The sequence below is a fragment of the Allostella sp. genome (assembly GCF_041913585.1).
In the GTDB taxonomy this organism is placed as follows: Bacteria; Pseudomonadota; Alphaproteobacteria; order ATCC43930; family Allostellaceae; genus Allostella.
In genome coordinates this window covers 1-2,955 of record NZ_JAYSFE010000247.1, presented here as the reverse complement: position 1 = coordinate 2,955, position 2,955 = coordinate 1, and the positions used below count along the sequence as shown (strand labels likewise).

Annotated in this window: 2 protein-coding genes; both read right to left on the bottom strand. The window is 71.5% G+C overall.

Annotated features, from left to right (window positions below):
- Nucleotides 1–866: alpha-amylase family glycosyl hydrolase (locus tag ACE3Q3_RS23760; protein ID WP_374450241.1), on the bottom strand; the 866-nt coding region annotated here is incomplete at its 3' end.
- Nucleotides 863–2,955, bottom strand: a 2,093-nt coding sequence (locus tag ACE3Q3_RS23755; protein ID WP_374450239.1) for an alpha-1,4-glucan--maltose-1-phosphate maltosyltransferase, incomplete at its 5' end; no start/stop codon positions are given. The genes ACE3Q3_RS23755 and ACE3Q3_RS23760, both read right to left, overlap by 4 nt.

The window sequence follows — 2,955 nt, the reverse complement described above, 5'->3', positions numbered from 1 at the left end:
GCCATGTACATGCGCGGCATCAGCGGGAAGTGGAACGCCATGTGGCATTCGTCGCCGTCGCCGAAATAGTCCTTGGTGTCCTCCGGCCACTGGTTGGCCTCGGCCAGCAGCATCCGGTCGGGGTAGCGGGCGTCGAGTTCGGCCCGGAACCGGCGCAGCATCGCGTGCGTCTCGGGCAGGTTCTCGTTGTTGGTGCCGTCGCGCTCGATGAGGTAGGGGACGGCGTCGAGCCGGAGCCCGTCGATGCCGAGGTCGAGCCAGAACCGCATCACCCCCAGCACCGCCTTCACCACCAGCGGGTTGTCGAAATTCAGGTCGGGCTGGTGGGAGTAGAAGCGGTGCCAGAAATAGGCGCCGGCCACCGGGTCCCAGGTCCAGTTCGAGCGCTCGGCGTCGAGGAAGATGATGCGGGTGCCGGCGTAGCGCCGGTCGTCGTCGGACCAGACGTAGAAGTCGCGATGGGCCGAGCCCGGCTTGGCGCGCCGCGCCCGCTGGAACCAGGGATGGCGATCGGAGGTGTGGTTGATGACGAGTTCCGTCACCACCCGGAGCCCGCGCGCGTGGGCCGCCGCGATGAAGCGGCGGACGTCCGCCATCGTGCCGTAGTCGGGATGGACGGCGCGGTAGTCGGCGATGTCGTAGCCGTCGTCGAGCCGCGGCGAGGGATAGAACGGCAGCAGCCAGATGGTGTTGGCGCCGAGTTCGGCGATGTAGTCGAGCTTCGACAGCAGGCCCTGGAAGTCGCCGATGCCGTCGCCGTTGGCGTCGCAGAACGACTTCACGTGCAGCTGGTAGATGATGGCGTCCTTGTACCAGAGCGGGTCCCGCTCCAGCGCCGGCGCCCGGGTGAGAAGGGGCGCGTTCACGGTGCTGCCGTTCCCGGCGGGGCGAGGCGCCAGATGGCGAACGGCAGGTCGGCCGGATCGAGCCGGACGCGCTGGCGCTTGCCGGTGGCGAGGAAGCTGCGCTCCCGCATCAGGTCGGTGACGGCCAGAGAGCCGTGGTCGGGCAGGCCCCACTCCCAGAGCGGCAGCTCGAACTCGACCTCGACCGCGGCGTGGGGGTCGAGCGAGACCAGCACCAGCACCATCTCGCCCAGCGGCTCGGCCTGCCGGCCGTAGGCCAGGACGCGATCGTCGAACGCGTTGTAGAAGGCGAGCTTGCGGTGGTCGTGGAGCGCCGGGTGGGCGCGGCGGATGCGATTGAGGCGGGTGATCTCGTCGACGATGTCGCCCGGCGCCCGCTCCGGACGCGGCCGGATCTCGTACTTCTCGGAATCGAGATATTCCTCACGGCCCGGCAGAGGTGCGGCCTCGCACAGCTCGAACCCCGAATAGACCCCCCACAGCCCGGAAAGGGTCGCGGCCAGGGCCGACCGGATCAGGAAGCCCGGGCGTCCGGAGGTCTGGAGGAAGACCGGGTTGATGTCGGGCGTGTTGACGAAGAAGTGGGGGCGGAAGAAGTCGCGTGCCTCGCCGCGCGACAGCTCGGTCAGGTACTCCGTCAGCTCGGCCTTGGAATTGCGCCAGGTGAAGTAGGTGTAGGACTGGCTGAAGCCGAGTTTCGCCAGCCGGTTCATCATCTTCGGCCGCGTGAACGCCTCGGACAGGAACAGCACGTCCGGGTGGCGCGCCTGGACGTCGGCGATCAGCCATTCCCAGAAGGGCAGGGGCTTGGTGTGCGGATTGTCGACGCGGAAGGTGCGGACCCCCTCGCCGGCCCAGAACAGCACCACGTCGCGTAGCGCCAGCCAGAGGCCGGGGATCGCCGCCTCGGCGTAGAAATCGACGTTGACGATGTCCTCGTACTTCTTCGGCGGGTTCTCGGCGAAGCGCAGCGACCCGTCCGGGCGCCAGCGGAACCATTGCGGATGCGCGTTCAGCCACGGATGGTCGGGCGAGCACTGGATGGCGAAGTCGAGGGCGATCTCCAGGCCTTCCGCCGCGGCGGCCGCGACCAGCCGGCGGAAATCGTCGATGGTGCCGAGCGCCGGATGGACCGCGTCGTGGCCACCCTCGGCGCCGCCGATGGCGTACGGGCTGCCGACGTCGCCGGGCCGGGCGGTCAGGCTGTTGTTGCGGCCCTTGCGATTGGTCCGCCCGATCGGATGGATCGGCGGGAAATAGAGGACGTCGAAGCCCATGCGCCGGATCGCCGGCAGGCGCCGGATGACGTCGTCGAAGGTGCCGTGGCGGGCCGGATCGTCGGTGGCCGAGCGCGGGAACAGCTCGTACCAGGCGGCAAAGGCGGCCTGCGGGCGCTCGACCGCGATCGGCAGGGGCGGGTCGTGGCGGACGACGAAGCTGCGCGCCTCGGCGCCGGCGACGGCCGCGCGCGTCGCGCCGCTCAGCAGCGGATCGGGGCCGGTCGGATTCCGGTCGAGGCGCTCCAGCGTCTCGGCGAGCACGGCGGCGCCGTCGCCCGCCGCGCGCTCGGCCGCCTCCTCGACGAGCAGGCGGCCCTCGGCGATTTCGAGCGCGACGTCGCGCCCGGCCTTCAGCTTGGCCTCGAGTTCGTGGCGGAAGCTGCCGAACTCGTCCCACCACGCCTCGACGGTGAACAGCCAGCGGCCCGGCCGGTCGACGAGGATCTCGGCGCGCCAGCGATCGTTGCCGACCGGCCGCATCGGCGCGCGGAACCACTCTTCGGCATCGGCCGGGCGCCACAGCACCGCCGCCGCCAGGCGCTCGTGCCCGTCGGCGAAGATGTCGGCCTCGACCGGGATTTCCTCGCCGGCGACGGCCTTGGCGGCGAAGCGTCCGCCGTCGACCGCCGGCGAGACGCGCTCGACGGCGATGCGCGGCCGGGCCGCCGCGGCGCGGGCGGACGCGCGGCCGGGCGGCGGGCGCCGCGCCACGGCCGACGCGGCGTCGCCCGCCCCCAGCCGCACTTGGGCGGGCGCGAGGACCGGCGACCGCGCGGCTGCGAGCGGTCGGACCGGGCCGAAGGCGCGGC